The organism is Paraburkholderia acidicola, from assembly GCF_002362315.1.
Lineage (GTDB): Bacteria > Pseudomonadota > Gammaproteobacteria > Burkholderiales > Burkholderiaceae > Paraburkholderia > Paraburkholderia acidicola.
In genome coordinates this window covers 1,805,554-1,823,263 of the sequence record NZ_MTZV01000006.1, presented here as the reverse complement: position 1 = coordinate 1,823,263, position 17,710 = coordinate 1,805,554, and the positions used below count along the sequence as shown (strand labels likewise).

19 protein-coding genes and 1 pseudogene are annotated in these 17,710 nt (G+C 61.7%); 12 read left to right on the top strand and 8 right to left on the bottom strand.

What is annotated here, in order from left to right; genetic code table 11:
* Positions 1 to 67 precede the first annotated feature (67 nt).
* The 3 genes from BWP39_RS26785 to BWP39_RS26775 all read right to left on the bottom strand — a co-directional run bounded on the left by BWP39_RS26785 (position 68) and on the right by BWP39_RS26775 (position 3,261).
* A complete protein-coding gene (locus BWP39_RS26785) occupies positions 68 to 1,183 on the bottom strand; it encodes a succinylglutamate desuccinylase/aspartoacylase family protein (RefSeq protein WP_096725256.1) in 1,116 nt (371 codons plus the stop codon).
* Positions 1,184 to 1,218: 35 nt separating this feature from the next.
* Positions 1,219 to 2,001, bottom strand: a complete 783-nt coding sequence (locus BWP39_RS26780) for a transporter substrate-binding domain-containing protein (RefSeq protein ID WP_096725255.1) — start codon at positions 1,999 to 2,001, stop codon at positions 1,219 to 1,221.
* 183 nt (positions 2,002 to 2,184) lie between these two features.
* Complete coding sequence (locus tag BWP39_RS26775) at positions 2,185 to 3,261, bottom strand: asparaginase (RefSeq protein WP_096726198.1); 1,077 nt, start codon at positions 3,259 to 3,261, stop codon at positions 2,185 to 2,187.
* A 208-nt stretch (positions 3,262 to 3,469) separates the two neighbouring features.
* Here BWP39_RS26775 and BWP39_RS26770 point away from each other — a divergent pair, with 208 nt between their 5' ends.
* The gene (locus tag BWP39_RS26770) at positions 3,470 to 4,075 is read left to right on the top strand and encodes a cytochrome b (protein WP_096725254.1); all 606 of its coding nucleotides are present in this window, start codon (positions 3,470 to 3,472) and stop codon (positions 4,073 to 4,075) included.
* A 57-nt stretch (positions 4,076 to 4,132) separates the two neighbouring features.
* Positions 4,133 to 5,581 (top strand): glycosyltransferase family 2 protein, encoded by a 1,449-nt coding sequence (locus tag BWP39_RS26765; RefSeq protein ID WP_096726197.1) that lies wholly within the window; start codon positions 4,133 to 4,135, stop codon positions 5,579 to 5,581.
* A 31-nt stretch (positions 5,582 to 5,612) separates the two neighbouring features.
* Here the strand turns inward: BWP39_RS26765 and BWP39_RS26760 are convergent, their stop codons facing one another.
* The gene (locus tag BWP39_RS26760; RefSeq protein ID WP_096725253.1) at positions 5,613 to 5,801 is read right to left on the bottom strand and encodes a glycine zipper 2TM domain-containing protein; all 189 of its coding nucleotides are present in this window, start codon (positions 5,799 to 5,801) and stop codon (positions 5,613 to 5,615) included.
* 175 nt (positions 5,802 to 5,976) lie between these two features.
* Here BWP39_RS26760 and BWP39_RS26755 point away from each other — a divergent pair, with 175 nt between their 5' ends.
* From BWP39_RS26755 to BWP39_RS26735, 5 genes are all read left to right on the top strand, one after another.
* On the top strand, positions 5,977 to 6,330 hold the full coding sequence (locus BWP39_RS26755) for a YciI family protein (RefSeq protein WP_096725252.1): 354 nt from the start codon (positions 5,977 to 5,979) through the stop codon (positions 6,328 to 6,330).
* Between the two features lie 135 nt (positions 6,331 to 6,465).
* Positions 6,466 to 6,891: a YciI family protein gene (locus BWP39_RS26750; protein WP_096725251.1), complete on the top strand. Its 426-nt coding sequence runs from the start codon at positions 6,466 to 6,468 to the stop codon at positions 6,889 to 6,891.
* A gap of 11 nt (positions 6,892 to 6,902) precedes the next feature.
* Positions 6,903 to 7,439 carry an SRPBCC family protein gene (locus BWP39_RS26745; protein WP_096725250.1) on the top strand — a complete coding sequence of 179 codons (537 nt, stop codon included), beginning with the start codon at positions 6,903 to 6,905 and terminating at the stop codon, positions 7,437 to 7,439.
* A 77-nt stretch (positions 7,440 to 7,516) separates the two neighbouring features.
* Positions 7,517 to 7,924, top strand: a complete 408-nt coding sequence (locus BWP39_RS26740; RefSeq protein WP_096725249.1) for a VOC family protein — start codon at positions 7,517 to 7,519, stop codon at positions 7,922 to 7,924.
* Positions 7,925 to 7,932: 8 nt separating this feature from the next.
* Positions 7,933 to 9,207 (top strand): RNA polymerase sigma factor, encoded by a 1,275-nt coding sequence (locus BWP39_RS26735; RefSeq protein ID WP_096725248.1) that lies wholly within the window; start codon positions 7,933 to 7,935, stop codon positions 9,205 to 9,207.
* Positions 9,208 to 9,241: 34 nt separating this feature from the next.
* Here BWP39_RS26735 and BWP39_RS26730 read toward each other — a convergent pair whose 3' ends face one another.
* Positions 9,242 to 9,823, bottom strand: a complete 582-nt coding sequence (locus BWP39_RS26730; protein ID WP_096725247.1) for a CGNR zinc finger domain-containing protein — start codon at positions 9,821 to 9,823, stop codon at positions 9,242 to 9,244.
* 153 nt (positions 9,824 to 9,976) lie between these two features.
* Here BWP39_RS26730 and BWP39_RS26725 point away from each other — a divergent pair, with 153 nt between their 5' ends.
* On the top strand, positions 9,977 to 10,894 hold the full coding sequence (locus BWP39_RS26725) for an alpha/beta fold hydrolase (protein WP_096725246.1): 918 nt from the start codon (positions 9,977 to 9,979) through the stop codon (positions 10,892 to 10,894).
* Positions 10,895 to 11,113: 219 nt separating this feature from the next.
* Positions 11,114 to 11,632, top strand: a complete 519-nt coding sequence (locus tag BWP39_RS26720) for an AAA family ATPase (RefSeq protein ID WP_328590127.1) — start codon at positions 11,114 to 11,116, stop codon at positions 11,630 to 11,632.
* 30 nt (positions 11,633 to 11,662) lie between these two features.
* Here BWP39_RS26720 and BWP39_RS26715 read toward each other — a convergent pair whose 3' ends face one another.
* Both BWP39_RS26715 and BWP39_RS26710 read right to left on the bottom strand, forming a co-directional pair.
* Positions 11,663 to 12,091: a VOC family protein gene (locus BWP39_RS26715; RefSeq protein ID WP_096725245.1), complete on the bottom strand. Its 429-nt coding sequence runs from the start codon at positions 12,089 to 12,091 to the stop codon at positions 11,663 to 11,665.
* 147 nt (positions 12,092 to 12,238) lie between these two features.
* Positions 12,239 to 13,375, bottom strand: a pseudogene (locus tag BWP39_RS26710) (thioredoxin family protein); the annotation flags it as partial.
* Positions 13,376 to 13,642: 267 nt separating this feature from the next.
* Between BWP39_RS26710 and BWP39_RS26705 the strand changes: the two are divergent.
* Positions 13,643 to 15,118, top strand: a complete 1,476-nt coding sequence (locus tag BWP39_RS26705; RefSeq protein WP_096725243.1) for an MmgE/PrpD family protein — start codon at positions 13,643 to 13,645, stop codon at positions 15,116 to 15,118.
* A 61-nt stretch (positions 15,119 to 15,179) separates the two neighbouring features.
* Here the strand turns inward: BWP39_RS26705 and BWP39_RS26700 are convergent, their stop codons facing one another.
* Positions 15,180 to 16,115 carry a LysR family transcriptional regulator gene (locus BWP39_RS26700; protein WP_096725242.1) on the bottom strand — a complete coding sequence of 312 codons (936 nt, stop codon included), beginning with the start codon at positions 16,113 to 16,115 and terminating at the stop codon, positions 15,180 to 15,182.
* An 83-nt stretch (positions 16,116 to 16,198) separates the two neighbouring features.
* Between BWP39_RS26700 and BWP39_RS26695 the strand changes: the two genes are divergently transcribed.
* Both BWP39_RS26695 and BWP39_RS26690 read left to right on the top strand, forming a co-directional pair.
* Entirely contained in the window at positions 16,199 to 17,068 is an 870-nt protein-coding gene (locus tag BWP39_RS26695; RefSeq protein ID WP_235851477.1) for an oxidoreductase, read from the top strand.
* Between the two features lie 128 nt (positions 17,069 to 17,196).
* Entirely contained in the window at positions 17,197 to 17,709 is a 513-nt protein-coding gene (locus BWP39_RS26690) for a cupin domain-containing protein (RefSeq protein WP_207557125.1), read from the top strand.
* The last annotated feature ends 1 nt before the right edge of the window (position 17,710 follow it).

Below are 17,710 nucleotides of genomic sequence, written 5' to 3'. Positions count from 1 at the left end.
GCGGGTGCGAGGTGTCGCACCGCTCCCGTTCTTCAGGGAAAATTCAGCGGAATATGTCGCGCCGTGCCTACGCGCCCAACAGCACACCAGTACGAATCGGCCGCGTTCCCGTCACACGCCCCAGCGGCGCACCTGCCGTCGCAAAGCGGATTGCGCGGCGCATATAAAACACGCCGTCGGTGTGACTATGCAGCGTGGTCGTCGCATCGGTCAGCGGATCGACGATGTCGAATAACGGATCGCCCGCGCGAATCGTGGCGCCGATCGGCGCACGATGCACGACGATCCCGCTCGTCGGCGCATAGAATTGCTCGCTGCCTGCGAGCGGTGTCGCGGGTGTGAGCAGTGGCGGCAGTGGCTTTGCCGTGCCACGAATCGCACCGCGTGCGCGCAGGAATTCGATGATTGCATCGGCATCCTGTTGTGCGATCTCGTAGGTCACATCGCGCTGGCCGCGGCATTCGATCGTCGTCGCGATCGCACCGGTGGCGAGCGGCGTGCCCTCCGGCAGATGTTGCTGCAAGGTCCACCAGCACAGGCTGTGTGCTTCGTCGAAAGCCTGGCCGCCGGAGTCGGTGGCGAGCAACGATGCCTGTGCGCCCAGGTAGCGCGCAAGCGGTTCGAACTCCGGCCACGCGACTTCGCTCGTATAGAGATGCATCGCGGCTTCGAGCGAGCAATGCAGATCGATGACAACGTCCGCATCCACCGACAACGCGAGCAGCGTGAGCTGCAGCGATTCGTATTCCGTCAGCGGTTGCTGGGCGGCGAGCGCATCGCGCAGCACGCTGCGCATGAGCGCCTTGTTGCGTTGCGCGTCGTCGCCGAACTGTTCGCGCGCATTGCCGGCGAGTTTCGCCAGATCGATGAAGTGCCGGTTGAAGTTCTTGCCGCTCGCCAGATCGAAGCGACCGATGAACTGCCCGAGCACATGCTGTGCGAGTCCGACCGGGTTCGCGACCGGCACGAGTACGATTTCAGCGGCAAGCGCGCCGTCGGCTTCGAGCTGCTCAAGACGGCGGCGCAGTAGCACGCTGACGAGCATCGCCGGTGTTTCGTCTGCATGCAGCGACGACTGGATGTAGATTTTCTGGCCGTCGCCGGGCGTGCCGAAATGGAAGCTCGTGATTTCGCGCCGCGTGCCGACGGCAGGCGACAGAAGCGGGGTGATGTGCTGGCGCATAAGGTGTGAGAAATGGAGTGAAGATGAACGGCGAATCAGTCGCCGTACGGATCGAAATCGAAATAACGCTGCGCGATCTGCTTATAGGTGCCGTCTTTGCGTATCGCCGCGATGGCTTCGTCGAGCGAAGCCTTTAACGCAGTGTCGTCCTTACGTAGACCGATGCCGGTGCCGTGATCGCCCATCGACAGCTGCGGCCCGACGAACGCAAACCCCTTGCCGGCCGGCGTGCGCAGAAAACCGATATCGGCTTCGACCCAGCCCAGTAGCGCGCCATCGAGCCGGCCGTTACGCAGATCCTCGAACACCTGGTCCTGGCTCTTGTACGCAATCACCTGAGCGCCGCCCGGCGCCCAGTGTGCGAGCCCGTAGGTTTCGAACTGCGTGCCCGTCTGCACGCCGATGCGCTTACCCGCGAGCGCAGCCGGATTGGCGGCGAGCGGCGAGCCCTGTGCCGCGATCAGACGCGACTTGAACTGGAACAGCTTCGACGAAAACGCAATGGTCTGCATGCGTTTGTCGGTGATTGCCATCGACGACAGGATCGCGTCGATCTTGCGTGCCTGCAGCGCGGGGATCATGCCGGAGAATTCCATCTCGACCCATGTGCATTTCGCGTGCATCCGGCGACACAGCTCGTTGCCGAGATCGACGTCGAAACCTTTGAGGCTGCCGTCGGGCGCCTTGAAATCCATCGGCGGGTAGGTCGGATCGATGCCGAGACGGATCTCGCCGGGGTCGCGCGCGAACGCCGCGGGACTGACGCCGGCGCACAGCGCAGCCACGATGGCCGCGAGCGCAAGCAGATTTTTTCTCATGAGGTCTCCGGAGTGAAACGGGGCACGGGGGGCACAGGGGGTACGGGGCGAGTGGTTGCGCTGCGCACATGGTAAAACGGCGCGGCGCCGGGTCGAAGACCTCTTCGGACTATCGTGTTCACTTTTTTCGATCGCGGGTCGGCGATGTCGCTCATGCCCTCCCGTTGTGCGGGCGCCTTACTGCTATCGATTGAGCGCGAGCGACAGCGCCAGCCGCCCGGTCTCGACATTCATCGTGTTGAGCTGCGGCGGCGTGTGAAAGATTTCCAGCGCGGCACGTTGCCCGGGCGTACCGATATCCAGTTGCGCAAGCAGTTCGGCGACGAGTGCATACAGAACGGTCTTGTTGCCGTCCTCGACCTTCACCGCGATTCCGAGCGCACCGCTTGCACCGTGCCGCGCCGTCTGCGCCGACGCGCGCACGCCGACCGCGTAGCTCGCTTCGGCACCGACCTTGCCGACCAGCGCGCCGCCGAACGACTGCATCAATGCCGTGCAGAAACGGCCTTCACCGGCGACCAGTTCGGGGTACGTCGTCATCGCGTGATAGATGCGGGCGAGCGCGACGGTGCGCGCATCGTGCCCCGCCGCGCCGTCGGTCTGCTCCGTCCGATCGGTTGCGTCCGCAAGCTTCGCGTAAAGCCGCGCAAGCCGGTCAAGCGGAAAGGCTGGCGTAGGCAGATTGCAACCATCGATGCCCCACTGCACCGCTGCGTCGGGCAGATCGCATAGCTCGGCCATCGTGTGCCGCACGCGAACCTGCAGCGGATGCGCGGGAAGGTGATAATCGACCATCGATGCACCGAGCGCCTGCGCCGCGGCGAGCATGCCGACATGCTTGCCCGAGCAGTTGCTGCATACAGCGCCCGGCTCGAAATCGCGCTTGATCCACGCACGGTAGACATCGTCGGATAGCGGCGGATGGCCGCCGCAGCGCAGATCGGTTTCGCTTGCATGCGCCTTGGCGAGCATCTGCTGTGCGCGTTCGATGTGGCGCTCCTCGCTGTTGTGCGACGCGCACATCAGCGCGAGATCGGCAGCGTCGAAGCCGTAGCGCTCCAGCGCGCCGGTCTCGACGACGGCGAGCGCCTGCGCGGGCTTGGCCGCTGAGCGCGCCAGCGTGACCCGCGCCGGATCGCCGAAGCGATACAGCAGACGGCCGGCGGCATCGGTGACGGCTACGTGGGCGACGTGGGTGTTTTCGATTGCGTCGCCGCGGTAGGCGGTGGCGGCAACGGGCGTGGCAGCGCGAGCGGTCATCGGCGGTGTTCCGGAAGTGTGAATGTGAATGGCATCTGCATTGTACGGATTCGGCGCATTGCGCTCGCGCACGCAGATCGTCATCCGATCGCAACCGGTGCGGAATAAAACTGGCCCACATTGCGTTCTGCAAGGACTGCGGTACATCGCAGACGCTTTCACCTGACAAGAACCTCCGCCTAACCTTACATTTCGACAGCGAAGCGCCATGATTCCTCGAACCAGTCCTGAACTTTCCGCGCAGCAGCTCGATGTCGACGCGCCGTCGCGCTATACGCGCACGGCGATGGCGCTGCACTGGATCATCGCGGTCCTGATTCTCTGCAACGTGGCGCTGGGTCTGAGCGCGGACTGGCTGCCCGACGACTGGGTGCGTCCGGTCATCGATACGCACAAATCGATCGGCATCACGGTGCTCGGCCTCGCGCTGCTGCGTATTCTGTGGCGCATCCGGCACCGGCCGCCTGAGTTGCCGCTGGCGTTTGCGCGCTGGGAACGCGGCGCCGCGCATGTCGCGCACATCCTGCTGTATGTGCTGATGATCGGTTTGCCGCTGTCGGGATGGCTGCACGATTCCGCGTGGAAAGATGCGGCGACCCATCCGATGCACCTCTTCAACCTGGTGCCGTGGCCGCGCATCGGCTACATCATGCATCTCGATCCTGTGCTGAAGGAAACGCTGCACGACCGCTTCGGCGCGCTGCACGTGTGGCTCGGTTATGGGCTGTATGCGCTGCTGGCGCTGCATATCGGCGGCGCGCTGAAGCATCAGTGGATCGACCGGCATTCGGTTCTCAAACGCATGGTTCCCTAACGGCATGCCGCACTGCCCGATCGAACATCACACCCATCGACGTAACGAGTGAGCAACTTGAAGACTTCTCTGGAACAGGCGCTGGCAGCCGCCTCGCCGCGCATCGTGCCACGCCCCGTCACGCTGACGGGCCTGCTGATACACGGCAGCGTAGGAGCGTTGTGGCTGATCCTGTTTGCCCGCGCGTTTTTTCTGCATGGCGTCGTGGCATGGTCCACGGGGCTGGCGTACGTGATCTACGACACGCTGCTGCTGATCTTCGTCACGCTGAAAACGTTGCCGCTCGCGCGCGGTGCGAAGCCGCCGGTGGTTGCCTTTAGCGACAGCGAGTTGCCTTCGATGGGCGTGCTTGTCGCCGCGCACAACGAAGCGTCCGTGCTGCCGATAACGCTTGCGGCGCTGTTAAGACAGACACAGGGCCCCGCGCAGATCGTCATCGCCGACGATGGTTCGAGTGATGGGACGCAGGCGTTGCTCGTGCGCGAATTCGGCTTGATCGAGCCACGCGAGGGCGAACTGAGCGCACCGAGCACACGCTATCCGAATCTCTACTGGTTACGTGTGCCGCACGGCGGCAAGGCGCGCGCATTGAATGCCGCGATCACGATGGTATCGACCGACACGGTGATGACCGTCGACGCCGACACGTTGCTAGCCGACGACGCAACGCTCGCGATGCGCCGCGCGTTTGCGCAGTATCCGCGCGTCGTGGCGGCGGCAGGCGTGATCGTGCCGGTGTGCGGCAAGACCGTATCGGGGCGTTTGTTCCAGTGGTTCCAGACCTACGAGTACATGCGTAACTTCATCGCGCGCTTTGCGTGGATGCGTGCCGACAGTCTGCTGCTGGTATCGGGTGCGTTTGCCGCGTTTCGTCGCGATGCGTTATTGACCGTTGGTGGGTTCGATCCGCAGTGCCTCGTCGAAGACTATGAGTTGATTCACCGTTTGCGTCGTTACTCGGTGGATCATGGGCTCGACTGGGATGTGCATGTCGTCGGCGACGCGCACGCGCGCACTGACGCACCCGCCACACTCGGCACGTTTTTGCGGCAACGCCGCCGCTGGTTTGCGGGCTTTCTGCAGACGCAATACTGGAATCGCGACATGACCGGCAATCCGCGCTACGGTACGCTGGGCATGTTGATGCTGCCGGTCAAGGCGTTCGATACGATGCAGCCGGTTTACGGGCTGACCGCAGTCGCGTTGCTGTTCGGCTTTGTGTTCGGCGGACACGGTGGGATCGTGCTGTCGATCTTCAGCGTGATCGGTCTGAAGACCGCGCTCGATCTCGCGTTCTATCTATGGTGCGTGCATCTGTATCGCCGCTGGACCGGCGATCGCGCGAACTCGAGCCTGTGGGCCGCAACGGCCGCGGCGATCACCGAGCCGTTCACGTTCCAGTTGCTGCGTCACACCGGGGCGGTGCTTGGCTGGTTGCATTTTTTGCGCGGCGGACGCTCGTGGGGCAAGCAGCATCGCTCGGGGTTGGTCGCGGGCGGCGATTGATCGACGGCGCTGCCGTCGCCGCTAGTTGCCGCTACTTACCCAGTTCGTGCCCGATAATCCCGCCCGCCACTGCGCCACCCACGGTGCCAATCGCACTGTGGTTTGTCGCTTCGTTGCCGATCACACCGCCCGCGGCCGCGCCACCTAGCGTGCAGCCTGCCGCGAGCGGTACCAGAACGGCCGCCGCCGTTACACCGATCCATCTGATTCGATTCCACATAGCAAACTCCGTAGGAAAAGCCGGTACTACGGGATGTAGCAAGCCACGTGCCGCGTGAATTGTCTGCGTTTAAACCCCGTTTGCCTGGTCGGGTTCCACTTGCTAGACTCCGAGCGCAATCCACCCAACCGCATTTGCCCGACGCGTCGGACCCTGGACTAATCACGGAGACTTCATGACTTACATGCTGCTCATCGTCGAACCCGCCGACCAGCGCAACGATCGCACCGAAGCGGAAGGGCGCGTGCTGTACGACCGCATGCTGGCTTATGGCGCCGATCTCCAGTCGCGCGGGCTTTTGCTCGAAGCGCAGTCGCTCGCATCGACGAAGCAGGCCGCGCGGTTGCAGGTGCGTAACGGCGAACGCAGACTGGTGGATGGCCCGTTTGCCGAAACGAAGGAAATGGTCGGTGGATTCTTTCTGCTCGATTGCGCGACCCGCGCCGAAGCGCTCGAACTCGCTGCCCATTGCCCGGCCGCTGAATGGGCGACCATCGAGGTCCGCGAAGTCGCACCCTGCTACAGATAAATGTCGTATTGCGTCGTGACCAGGTATTTACCCTGGTCTCGTCGTTCCATGTCGATCTCGCTGTTCGCCGTTCGTCGTGTCGGTAAGGAGCCTGCAAACGGTTCCTCCCACTGACCACCCAACGGAGAGACTGCGATGCGTTTCATGATGATGATCAAAGCGACCGCAACGAGCGAAGCCGGCGACATGCCGTCCGAAGCGCTGATTGCCGCGATGACGGCTTATCACGAGGAACTGGCGAAGGCAGGCGTGCTGCTCGATGCCACCGGCCTTCAGCCGAGTGCGACAGGCTGGCGCGTCCAGTATTCGAACGGACAACGCCGGGTGATCGACGGGCCGTTCGCCGAAACGAAAGAACTGATCGCCGGTTACACGCTGATCCAGGTGCGCTCGCGCGAGGAAGCGATGGAATGGGCGCGGCGTTATCCCGCGCCGTTCGGCGAACTGGCCGACGGCGAAATCGAGGTGCGTCAGATCTTCGAACTCGATGACTTCGGACCGAGCGATGCGGTAGATCGTTTTCGCAAGCTCGACACCGTCCATCACACGGCAGCGGACTGAGGAGACACGTCATGTTCAAGACCCTGCTCATCGCTATCGTTGCTATCGTCGGTCTGGTGCTGATCTACGCGGCGACCCGGCCCGATACGTTTCACATCGCGCGTACCGTGCGCATCCAGGCGCCGCCCGAGCGCATTTATGCGCTGATCGACAGTCTGCGCAACTTCAATAGATGGAACCCGTTCGAGAAGAAAGATCCGAACATGAAGGGCACCTACGGTGGACCCGATGTCGGTCCTGGTGCGAGCTACGCGTGGACAGGCGAGAAGATCGGCGTTGGACAGATGATCATCGTCGATAACACAGCGCCTTCACGCGTGACGATGCAGCTCGATTTCATCAAGCCGTTCGAAGCGCACAACATGGCCGATTTCACGCTCACGCCTGCTGCCGATACCCCCGGTGCCACCGACGTCACCTGGGCAATGCACGGGCCCTCGCCGTATGTGTCGAAGTTGATGGAGGTGTTCGTCAGCATGGACAAGATGGTCGGCAACGATTTCGAGAGCGGACTGCACGACCTGAAGACACTGGCCGAAGCGAGCTGAACCCACTAAGCCCACACATGCACATCGCTGGCCGCGTCGTGCGTTGCCAGCTTCACGGTACAAAGGATTGTTTGATCATGCACAAGCAAATCTACGTCAATCTGGCCGTCGGCGATCTGGGTCGCTCGAAGGCGTTCTTTTCCCACCTCGGCTTCGAGTTCGATCCGAAGTTCACCAACGATCAGGCGGCGTGCATGATCGTCGGCGAGGATATCTACACGATGCTGCTCGTCAAACCGTTCTTCCAGAGTTTCACGCACAAGACGCTGTGCGATCCGGCGCAGAGCACCGAGGCGCTCGTGTGCCTGTCGTGCGACAGCCGTGAAGAAGTCGATCGCCTGGTGGCGAAAGCGGTGGCGGCGGGCGGGAAGGTGCCGCGTGCGCCGCAGGACTACGGCTTTATGTATGGACACGGCTTCGAGGATATCGATGGGCACATGTGGGAGCTGGTCCATCTAGACCCCAACGCCGAGCGCGTTTCCTGAGGCCGGCCGTGACTACGGCAGCGACACATCGTGCAATCGAAGCGGTCTGGCGGATCGAGGCGGCGAAGGTCATTGCTTACGTCGCGCGTGTCGTGCGCGACGTCGGCGTGGCCGAGGAACTCGCGCAGGACGCGCTCGTGGCCGCGCTCGAGCATTGGCCCGAAGCGGGCGTGCCCGATAACCCGGGGGCCTGGCTGATGGCGACCGCAAAAAACCGTGCGCTCGACCGGTTGCGGCTCGATTCGCTGCATGCGCGCAAGCATGAGGAACTCGGCCTCGACCTGGACGCACTCGAAGCGCACGTCGTGCCCGACTTCGTCGACGCGCTCGATGCCGCGCGCGCCGACGACATCGGCGACGACCTGCTGCGGCTCGTGTTCACCGCGTGCCACCCGGTGCTATCGACCGATGCGCGCGTCGCGTTGACACTGCGCCTGCTAGGCGGCCTCACCACCGACGAAATCGCGCGCGGCTTTCTCGTGCCGGAGCCGACGATTGCGCAGCGCATCGTGCGCGCGAAACGCACGTTGACGGCGGCGAAAGTGCCGTTCGAAGTGCCGCAGGCCGATGCGCGCGCGGTGCGCCTCGCGTCGGTGCTCGAAGTGATCTACCTGATTTTCAACGAAGGCTATTCGGCGACTGCCGGCGACGACTGGATGCGCCCCGCGCTCTGCGAAGAAGCGGTGCGGCTCGGGCGTGTGCTGGCCGGGCTCGCGCCCGGCGAGAGCGAAGTGCACGGTCTGGTCGCGCTGATGGAAATCCAGGCGTCGCGCACGCATGCACGCGTCGATACGGAAGGGCGGCCGGTGTTGCTGCTCGACCAGGATCGTAGCCGCTGGGACCCGCTGCTGATCCGCCGCGGACTGGTCTCGCTGGAACGCGCCGGGACGCTCGGCGGCGCGAGCGGACCGTATGCGCTGCAGGCCGCGCTCGCCGCCTGCCACGCGCGTGCGCATCAAGCGGCCGACACCGACTGGGTGCAGATCGTCGCGCTCTACGATGCGCTCGTGCAGGTCACGCCATCGCCGGTGGTCGAGCTGAACCGCGCGGTGGCGGTGGGGATGGCGTTCGGTCCTGCTGCCGGGCTCGAACTCGTCGATGCACTGGCGGCCGAACCCGCACTCTTGAACTACCACTGGCTACCGAGCGTGCGCGGCGATCTGCTCGCCAAGCTCGGTCGTATCGACGAGGCGCGTGCCGAATTCGCGCGGGCTGCGTCGATGACCCGTAATGCCCGCGAACGTGAATTGCTGCTGGAGCGAGCTCGCACAGCGGGTACCTGAACGCCGGGCGCGTTGCGCGTGACGACGACGCGGCTCAGCCCTGCTGCCGCTTGCGGAAATTCGCAACCTTGTGGCGGTTGCCGCAGGTCGCCATGCTGCACCAGCGGCGCCGATGCGATTTCGTCCGGTCATAGAAACACTTGGTGCAATCGGACTGCTCGCATTTGCGCACGAGATTGAAGTCGCCGTTGGCGAGTAGTTCCGCCGCCGCTTCGGCAAGCGGCATCAACAGATGTTCGACGCAGCGCTGCTCAGTGCGCCGCTCGACACGCCAGCCTCCTTCATCCGCTACCACCTGCACGGCATAGTGACCGCGCGCGAGAAAGGCATTCAGCGCGGCCACGTCCACGTTTTTCCCTGCCTTGCGCTGCGCCACGAGCGTTCGAACCGTCTCGCGCAGCGTGCGTGTCGCGTCGAGCAACGCGTGCGGCGTGAAGGCTGGTGCGTCCGCGGGTAACCCCATTCGATCGAGCCAGCGCAATACATCCGCGTCGCTTTGCAGGAAATCGCGCGGCGCGCCGTCCACCTGCGCGACGGTGTTCAACAGATCGAGCGCGGCGTGGTCGCCGATCAACATCGGTTCGATCAGGACGGCCGGGGGCCGGGGCGAGTTCATGGCAGAAGCGTCTGGCTGGAGAGCACAAGGGACAGTGAATTCACTGTAACCGTCAAAATTGTCCTTGACAAGTTACATTGTGTCGTCAATGATGTAACCGTACTGAGTCAATTTTAATGGTTTCACCGTCCATTTTCCCAGGAGAACATCATCATGTCGACGTCGTTGCTGTCCGAAGCCGGGTTGCCTGCCATTCCCCATGTGTCGCTCAAGCGCGTCGATGCCGATGGTGTCAACGTGTTCTATCGCGAAGCCGGCCCGGCCGATGCGCCGGTGCTGTTGCTGCTGCACGGTTTTCCCACGTCGTCGCATATGTTCCGTGAGCTGATACCGCGTCTGGCGGCGCGTTATCGTGTGATCGCGCCTGATCTGCCGGGCTTCGGTTTTACGACGGTGCCGGATGCGCGCGGCTATACCTATTCGTTCGACGGGCTCGCGAAGACTGCGCTCGCTTTTGTCGATGCGCTTGGGCTTGGTCGCTATGCGCTGTATGTGTTCGACTACGGTGCGCCGGTTGGCTTCCGGCTTGCCCTTGCGCATCCGGAGCGGGTAACCGCGCTTGTGTCGCAGAACGGCAATGCGTACGAGGAGGGACTTGGCGATGCATGGGCTCCGATTCGCGCGTACTGGTCGAACCCGACCGACGCGAACCGCAAGACGATTGCCGATGAAGTGCTGACGCTTGCAGGTACGCGCTGGCAGTATGAGCACGGTGTTGCTGATCCGCAGACTGTTGCGCCAGAGACATACACGCTCGATACGGCGCTATTCGAGCGGCCTGGTAATCGCGATATCCAGCTCGATCTGTTTCTCGACTATCGGTCGAACCTCGCGCTGTATCCGAAGTTTCAGGCTTATTTCCGCGAGTTCCGGCCGCCGACACTTGCGATCTGGGGCAAGCATGATCCGTTCTTCATTCCGCCGGGTGCGGATGCTTACCGGCGTGATAACCCGGATGCGATTGTCGAGTTTCTCGACACGGGACACTTCGCGCTGGAAACGCATGTCGATGAGATTGCTGTGGCGATTGATCGGTTGTTGAGGTCGGCGTTGAAGGGGAGTGGCAGTTGAGTGAGGGTTGTGCCGGTTTAGTTGCGCGATGTAGCGGGGGGTGGCTTGTCTCTCCCCGCTTATCGCAGTAGTATTTTTTCATGAACCGATTCCACACCACGTCGATTATTCCCGCCGCTTCCCTATCGGCGGAATAGCTCTCGACCTGAAAGTTCGCAAGCAACCCGCCCAGACGGCGGGTTTTTGCTTTCTGGGCCCTCCTTACCAAAGGACCCGGAAATGATGAGCAAGAGCAAAGGAAGTCTGGAAAACACAGCGGTTCTTCACATGCTCTGCGGGAAGATCGCGTCGGGGAAATCGACACTGACGAAACACCTGGCGCGCACCGAGAATGCCGTGGTGATCAGCGAAGATGTCTGGCTTACGCATCTCTATCCGGGCGAGATCCGCACGCTTGAGGACTACGTGCGGTGTTCGGTGCGGATCAGACGAGTGCTCTCGGAGCATGTGCAGGCACTTCTATCGGCCGGGGTGTCCATCGTTCTGGACTTTCCCTTCAACACAAGAAACAGTCGCGCCTGGGGGCGTGAATTATTTAGCGGAGCCTGGGTGGAGCACCGGTTGCACTATCTGGATGTTAGCGACGACGTTTGCAAGGCTCGCTTGAGGGCGCGTAACGCCTCAGGCGAGCATCCGTTCAAAGCAACTGACGCGGAGTTTGATCAGATAACGCAGTACTTCGTCCCGCCTTCGTCGGCCGAAGACTTTTACATCGTGTTGCACACGCCGGAAGGATAGGTCGCCATATCGGGAAGAGTCGGCCCGCCACTATGCGTGTCGCTTGGGATTCCACGCTTTGTGTACAAACTCAAGCCGGTTGCCATCGAAGTCGGCGACGTTGGCAGCATAGTAGCCGCGGGCGAAGTAGGCGCGATCCGCAGGCTTCCCTTCATCGGTGCCACCGGCTTTGATTGCAGCTGCGTAAGCGGCGTCAACCAGTTCATTGGTGTCGCAGACGATCCCGAGGTACAGCCCGGTCTCGCCGGGGTTGCGTCGACGTAACCAGATGCTTGAGCCGACCGCATCGCCCTTGCCGTACACGTCGTCACCAATGCCGTAAAGATCGGGGACGCCCTTAGGGCCCGAAGCGGCGTCGTAGTTGCCAAATACGCGCCAGCCGAGTGGCTTCAAGGCTTCGGAATAGAAAGCCAGTGACCTGTCGATGTCGATGACGGAAATGTAGACGTGGTCGATCATTTGAGTGCCTTTAGTTTGGATGGATATTGCTTGTCTGACTACATCTAACGATATCAAACCTAAGGATGTCCTGCGCTCCGGTAGCGCGAGAAATGACGTGACGGCAGCCTTCGAGCAACGAATGCACATGCATCGTTTCGTCGATCATCAGCCGAACGTGAATACATACGCCTCGACACCCGGGTCCAGAAACTCGATCGAGAACGTGTGGTCCTGGATGTTGCCGGTTTGCCGCACCAGTTGATAGAGTCGCTGCTCAGTCACGGCTCCACTTCCATCAGCGCTGACGTCGACGCCGTGTGCTTCGCCAGGCGCGGCGCCATCGATGCTGACGCGAAACCGCACCGGTTTCCCGTCATTGCCAGGCCCAAGCACCAGATGCAGATCGCGTGCATGGAAACGAAAGACGATGCGCCCGGACGGAGCCGTCAGTACCGCACGCTCAGCGCCGACCTTCCAGGTGCCCGCAAGTCCCCAGTCATTCAAGGCTGGCTGCGAGGGGGCGACATACGTACGCGGTTGGTCCTGCGTTTCGCCACCGCGTGAAACGAAATTGTCTGCTCGCGCGTAGCCGATATAGGTTTCGGGAGACTGGATATCGGTGATGTCAGCGGCCATCTGCACGCCTTGCGCAGGGATATCGGCCAGCCCCGGTGCGATCTTTGCCGCGTCTGCATGTCCCGCGTCGATCAGCAGTTGCTGAATGACCTTTTCCGATTGTACGTAGTCGCCCTCGCCGAAATAGTGATAGCGGATCCGTCCCTGCGCATCGACCACATACAAAGCAGGCCAGTATTCATTGCCCAGCGCGCGCCAGATCGCGTTGTTATTGTCGACTGCGACCGGGTAGGTGATGCCGAGGTCATGCGTGGCTTTCTTTACATTGCTGACGTTATGCTCGAAAGTGAATTCGGGCGCATGCACACCTATTACAACCAGCCCTTGGGCCTTGTACTTTTGCGCCCACGCTTTCAGATACGGCAGCGAACGTAAGCTGTTGATGCACGAATAGGTCCAGAAGTTGACCAGCACGACCTTGCCGCGCAGGTTCTGAGCGGTCAGCGGCGGGGAGTTCAACCACGCCACTGCGCCGTCAAGCGTCGGCAGTACGCCTTCCACGGGCAATGCCGCAGCGCTGCGCGGAAGCGGGTCGACTGGTTTCTCCTCGCGTCCGGAGTCGACAACCGTCGGCACGCGAGCCAGCACTACCGTGTTGACGCCAAGTGCAATGGCCGCCGTGAGGCAAAACATGACGAAGCGCCGTGGCGGCCGGATGTACATACCGAGGATCGTGAAGATACCGGGCAGACTGGAGAAGATAATGGAGAGCATGGATACTGGACCGTTCAGGTTGAGAGGCAGGATGCACGCAGCGTCTGGCGTTGATGCATTTGAACGCGCCGAAGTATCTGGTTTGTGTCTGAGAGGCGGGTCGATTGCAATGTCGTGTATCACGGCGATTCGCAGATACACTGCGACACAAAAAGCGCTTTGGCCTTCACGGCTGCACACATCGCGCCACCGAAACGTTGGCCCACTCGAGGAGTCGTGATGCCCCCAGTCGATCGCCGTTCAATGCTGCTCGCCTCTGCAACCATACCGCTCACTCTCGCCGGCTTTCGCGCCACGGATGTCGTCCAGGCGGCAGAGAGTGCGTCATCAGCCAGGCCACCAGTAACACCAGAACCGCAAGACGTCACACGCACACTCGCTCACTACATAGTCGGAGCGAAATACGACGATCTTCCGCCCAAGGTCCGTAAGGAAGGCGTGCGCACGCTGTTCAACTGGGTCGGCGTGGCGATAGGCGGTTCCCATCACGAAACCGTCGATATCGCCGTGTCGGCGCTCGCGCCATTTTCGGGGCCACCGCAGGCGAATCTGCTCGGTCGTCGGGAGCGATTCGACGTGATGAACGCCGCGTTCCTGAACGGCGTATCGAGTCATATCTTCGATTACGACGATACGCATCTGAAGACGATCATCCATCCGGCCGGACCGGTCGCTTCTGCCATTCTCGCACTCGCAGAAATGCAACCGGTGAACGGCAAGGACTTCCTGAATGCGTTGGTGCTCGGTGTCGAGACGGAATGCCGGATCGGTAATGCGGTGTATCCAAACCATTACGACGTGGGCTGGCATATCACCGGTACCACCGGTGTATTCGGTGCCGCCGCGGCCGTCGGCAAGCTGATGGGATTGAATGAACAGCAGATGATCTGGGCCCTCGGCCTTGCAGCCTCTCAACCGGTCGGGCTACGCGAATCGTTCGGTTCGATGAACAAGAGTTTCAATCCTGGTCGCGCGGCGAGCAACGGTTTGTTCGCGGCGATTCTCGCGTCGAAGAACTTCACGAGTTCTGACAGGATGATCGAAGCGAAGCGTGGTTGGGCAAACACGCTCAGCACGAAGCAGGACTATACGCAGATCACCGACGGGCTCGGCCAGCATTACGAAGCGGCGCTCAATACGTACAAACCATTTGCCTGCGGCATCGTCATGCATCCGGCCATCGATGCCGCAATCCAGTTGCGCAACGAGAACCGGCTGACACCAGACCAGATCGCTCGGGTTGAACTCAAGGTGAATCCGCTGGTGCTCGAACTCACGGGAAAGAAGACGCCACGCGATGGGCTTGAAGGCAAGTTCAGCATCTATCACGCGACCGCGGTGGCGCTTGTCGAAGGAGCTGGTGGCGAGAAGCAGTTCAGCGATCGGGCTGTGCGGGACCCGGTCATCGTCGACCTGCGTGGCAAGGTCGTGCCGATCATCGATCCCGCGATCAAGCCTGAGCAGGTCGATATGACCATCGTGCTAAAGGACGGACGATCGCTGCACAAATATATCGAGCACGCCATCGGCAGTCTCGAAGTGCCGATGAGCGATCAGGCGCTCGAGAAGAAATTTGCGGATCTCGCAGACGGGATCATCCCGGCTCAACAGGCTCGTCGCGTTATGGATCTGTGCTGGGGGGTGGAAGACCTGACAAGTGCTGGCGACATTGCGAAGAATGCAGCGGCCGCTTGATGGTGCATTCGCGGACGCGCGAGCGGTCACTCGCTCGCTCGCTCTTCTGCGAAGGTGGCTCTTAAGTCGCGGACTTTAGCGACGCATTATGCCGCCCCCTTAAGAGCGTCAACAATGCCGCAAGCGCAGAGGAAACCTGCTTGCGCGATGGGTAATACAGGAAGAACCCGGGAAAGGGCGGCGTCCACTCTTCCAGCAACCTGACAAGGCGACCCGATTTGATCGAGGCCGCCGCCTCATGCTCCAGGACGTAAGCGACACCGAGTCCATCCACGGCGGCTTGAAGCATGGGCTCGGGTTCGTTGAACGTCAGCGGGCCCGACAGTTTTAACTTCAGATGCCGGCCGTCCTTTTCAAACTCCCAGGCGTAAAGCGTGTGCGCGCTGACCATCCGGTAGTTGATGCAACGGTGCGTCTGGAGGTCCTCCGGTGTGCGCGGCGCGGGATAGCGCGCCAGGTATGTGGGCGACGCGACGACCGCCATACGAAGCTCCGGTCCCACGCGAAGCGCAACCATGTCCTGCTCCAGTTTCTCGCCGAGTCGAATGCCCGCGTCGAAGCGATCGGCCACGATGTCGCGAAACCCATAATCGATGATGACTTCGACTGTCGCTTCCGGATGCGCCGCGCAGAAGTCAGCAAGCACCGGCCGGATGACGGCGTCATAGGCCTGGCGCGTCGCCGTGATGCGAAGCGTGCCGGAAACGCGATCGTGCTCCCGCCCTAACGTGCCTAAGGTGTCGTGGATTGCGGCAAGCGCGGGCTCCAGTGCGAGCAACAGCTTTTCTCCCGCTTCCGTCGGTGCGACGCTGCGGCTGGTTCGTCGCAACAACGCGATGCCGAGACGTTGCTCCAGCCGCTTGATCGTGTAACTGAGCATGGAGTTCGACACGCCGAGATCGGCGGCTGCGCGCGTGAAGCTGCGGGTTCGCGCAACCATGGCAAACGCCGACAGATCGTCAAGGCTGCCTCTCGGTATCGTGCGATCTGATGGCATGACTCATTCGAATTATCCAGGATGATTGCAAGGATAAGCGTCTCTACCATAGCGTCAAGGTGCGATTTTGATTCGTTCACAAGATGAAAGGTAAAGACATGATCAGGAAAAATGCTGTCTGGCTGATTACAGGCTGCTCGAAAGGTTTAGGTCGGGCGCTGGCTCTGGAGGCTCTCAAAGCGGGTTATCGCGTTGTCATGAGTGCGCGGGATGTGTCCACGCTCGAGGACATCCTGAAGGAATACGACGAGGCCGCCGCTGCCGTGGAGCTCGACGTTACTCGAGTCGATCAGGTGCAAGCGGCAGTGGCGGCGGCCGAAGCGCGCTTTGGGGCCATCGACGTGCTCGTGAACAATGCGGGCTACGGGTACCTCGCAGCGATCGAGGAAGGTGAAGACGATGATGTCCGGGCAATGTTCGAGACCAACGTCTTCGGCACCTGGAACATGATCAAGGCGGCGCTGCCCGGTATGCGCGAGCGTGGCCGCGGACACGTCGTCAACATCAGTTCGGTCGGCGGGCTGACGACTTTTCCGGCGGTCGGTTTCTACCATATGGCGAAGTTCGCCGTAGAGGGGTTATCCGAAACACTGGCCAAAGAGATTGCGCCTTTTGGTCTCGGTGTGATGGCCGTCGAGCCGGGCGCTTTTCGAACCGACTTCCGCGGCGGGTCCTTGAAGCAGTCGAAGACAAGACTGCCGGCCTATGCGGAGACCGCCGGCAAAGCGCGCGACAACGTATCCGCTGCGCATGGGGCGCAGCAGGGCGATCCAGTGTTGGGCAGCAAGGCGATCATTGCCGCTGTGGAGTCGGATCGACCGCCGATGCATCTGGTGATCGGTGGAGACGCACTCGATCTGATCCGCAAAAAACTCTCGGACCTCAATCACGATCTCGACACGTGGGAAACCTTGACGAGAAGCACCAGTTTCAAAGAGCCCGAGAAGACCTGACACGCGTGTAAAGCAGATCCTTCCTTCTGGTCCGTCTCCGCTTGACCTATAGTGATCTTCGCGCGGTCGCGCATGAAACGCGTTACCGCGTGCGATGAATGTCCACGAAATAGAGAAGGAGAGTCGTGATGGCAGGAGACAGCGTCAGCCGGCGCCAGATGCTAGCGATGTTAGGAGGCATAGCCCCGTTGCTGTTGACCGGCGCAGCCGAGGCGAGTCCGATCAATACCAGCGAAACGATGTATACGCTGCCACCGGATATCAAGTTCGTCCCGCAGGCCGACGCGCCGCCGAAGAGTATCGAGAGCGCGTACCTGTATAGCAATCCGGTGAAGGAAGGCATCTATTACACGCTGATACGCTGGTATCCGGGCTACATGAGCGCGCCTCACAGCTACGCGTCGGATCGCTTATGCGTGGTGCTGTCCGGTACCTGGTGGATCAACAGCGGCGAAGACTTCGATCCCGCGCACACGGTGCCGGTGCCGGCCGGCACCTTCGTGCGGCGCATCGCGCGAACCTGGCATTACGACGGTGTTCGTCGCGGCGAACCCGAGCCGGTCGTGATTGCCATCTGCGGAATCGGTCCGGTGGATATCCGGCTGGCGGAGACGGACAAGCCGCTGGTTCGGGCTGTATAAA

Excerpts from the sequence above, each read along its gene's own strand:
- BWP39_RS26690 (WP_207557125.1), top strand. The coding sequence starts at position 17,197 with ATGGCAGGAGACAGCGTCAGCCGGCGCCAGATGCTAGCGATGTTAGGA.
- BWP39_RS26720 (WP_328590127.1), top strand. The coding sequence starts at position 11,114 with ATGATGAGCAAGAGCAAAGGAAGTCTGGAAAACACAGCGGTTCTTCAC.
- BWP39_RS26700 (WP_096725242.1), bottom strand. The coding sequence starts at position 16,115 with ATGCCATCAGATCGCACGATACCGAGAGGCAGCCTTGACGATCTGTCG.
- BWP39_RS26785 (WP_096725256.1), bottom strand. The coding sequence starts at position 1,183 with ATGCGCCAGCACATCACCCCGCTTCTGTCGCCTGCCGTCGGCACGCGG.
- BWP39_RS26780 (WP_096725255.1), bottom strand. The coding sequence starts at position 2,001 with ATGAGAAAAAATCTGCTTGCGCTCGCGGCCATCGTGGCTGCGCTGTGC.
- BWP39_RS26695 (WP_235851477.1), top strand. The coding sequence starts at position 16,199 with ATGAAAGGTAAAGACATGATCAGGAAAAATGCTGTCTGGCTGATTACA.
- BWP39_RS26715 (WP_096725245.1), bottom strand. The coding sequence starts at position 12,091 with ATGATCGACCACGTCTACATTTCCGTCATCGACATCGACAGGTCACTG.
- BWP39_RS26705 (WP_096725243.1), top strand. The coding sequence starts at position 13,643 with ATGCCCCCAGTCGATCGCCGTTCAATGCTGCTCGCCTCTGCAACCATA.
- BWP39_RS26770 (WP_096725254.1), top strand. The coding sequence starts at position 3,470 with ATGATTCCTCGAACCAGTCCTGAACTTTCCGCGCAGCAGCTCGATGTC.
- BWP39_RS26745 (WP_096725250.1), top strand. The coding sequence starts at position 6,903 with ATGTTCAAGACCCTGCTCATCGCTATCGTTGCTATCGTCGGTCTGGTG.
- BWP39_RS26760 (WP_096725253.1), bottom strand. The coding sequence starts at position 5,801 with ATGTGGAATCGAATCAGATGGATCGGTGTAACGGCGGCGGCCGTTCTG.
- BWP39_RS26725 (WP_096725246.1), top strand. The coding sequence starts at position 9,977 with ATGTCGACGTCGTTGCTGTCCGAAGCCGGGTTGCCTGCCATTCCCCAT.
- BWP39_RS26755 (WP_096725252.1), top strand. The coding sequence starts at position 5,977 with ATGACTTACATGCTGCTCATCGTCGAACCCGCCGACCAGCGCAACGAT.
- BWP39_RS26740 (WP_096725249.1), top strand. The coding sequence starts at position 7,517 with ATGCACAAGCAAATCTACGTCAATCTGGCCGTCGGCGATCTGGGTCGC.
- BWP39_RS26730 (WP_096725247.1), bottom strand. The coding sequence starts at position 9,823 with ATGAACTCGCCCCGGCCCCCGGCCGTCCTGATCGAACCGATGTTGATC.
- BWP39_RS26775 (WP_096726198.1), bottom strand. The coding sequence starts at position 3,261 with ATGACCGCTCGCGCTGCCACGCCCGTTGCCGCCACCGCCTACCGCGGC.
- BWP39_RS26750 (WP_096725251.1), top strand. The coding sequence starts at position 6,466 with ATGCGTTTCATGATGATGATCAAAGCGACCGCAACGAGCGAAGCCGGC.